Genomic DNA, 682 nt, shown 5'->3' with positions numbered 1-682 from the left:
GCTTCTCGACCTGAAGACGACTGCGACGTCCTCTCGGCGGAACGTCTGGACGGGCCGCCCGGCGTCGGAATGGCCGACAGTCGTCAAGCGCTCGTCGCGAAAGTCGTTCGCTGCACCCGAAATGGAAATGTCGGACGAGGAGGATCGTAGTCTGTCTTGATCAAGCGATGGTCAACAGGAAACTCATAAGAAGATTATCCGGGCGATCCGGATTTATCCTGCCACCTCTGTCAGATCATCAATCGTGCAAGCGGCACCTGAAAAGTCATCGTCGCTGAAATAGGCGCTTCGCGAGATCAGGACAGGAATTCCAGCGCCGACCGCGGCAGCCAGGCCGATTCCGGAGTCTTCAATAGCGAGGCATTGTTTCGCGGGCAGATTCAATTTGGAGAGGACCTTCAGATAAACATCAGGCGCGGGCTTCTTCCTTGTCACCTCGTCGCCGGCGACAATGGCTGCAAACCACTGCTCCCAGTCCTTGCCGAGCGAGGCCGAAAGCAGCACATCGATATTGTCGCGCGAGGTCGTCGTTGCGATTGCCAGAGGTTGACCGCGCCGCCGCGCCGCATCCAGCAACGCGCGAATGCCTGGCCGAAGCGGGCAGCCCCCTTCGGTTATCAACTCCGCATAGAGCCTGGTTTTGATTTGGTGCAGCTCCGCGATCTGCGAATCCGACAACAGC

General features: G+C 58.7%; 1 protein-coding gene (running past one end of the window). It reads right to left on the bottom strand.

Going from position 1 to position 682, the window contains the following annotated elements:
* Positions 1–213: 213 nt before the first annotated feature.
* Positions 214–682, bottom strand: the 3' portion of a protein-coding gene (locus BGN91_RS14835; protein ID WP_292614428.1) for an HAD-IA family hydrolase. The gene runs 257 nt beyond the window's last position; the window shows 469 of its 726 coding nt (coding positions 258–726); its start codon lies off the right edge, out of view — the gene reads right to left on this strand; it ends in the stop codon at positions 214–216.

The organism is Nitrobacter sp. 62-13 (assembly GCF_001896955.1).
Classification (GTDB): domain Bacteria; phylum Pseudomonadota; class Alphaproteobacteria; order Rhizobiales; family Xanthobacteraceae; genus Nitrobacter.
The sequence above is the reverse complement of the archived record's forward strand: the minus strand, read 5'-3'. Positions and strand labels throughout refer to the sequence as shown.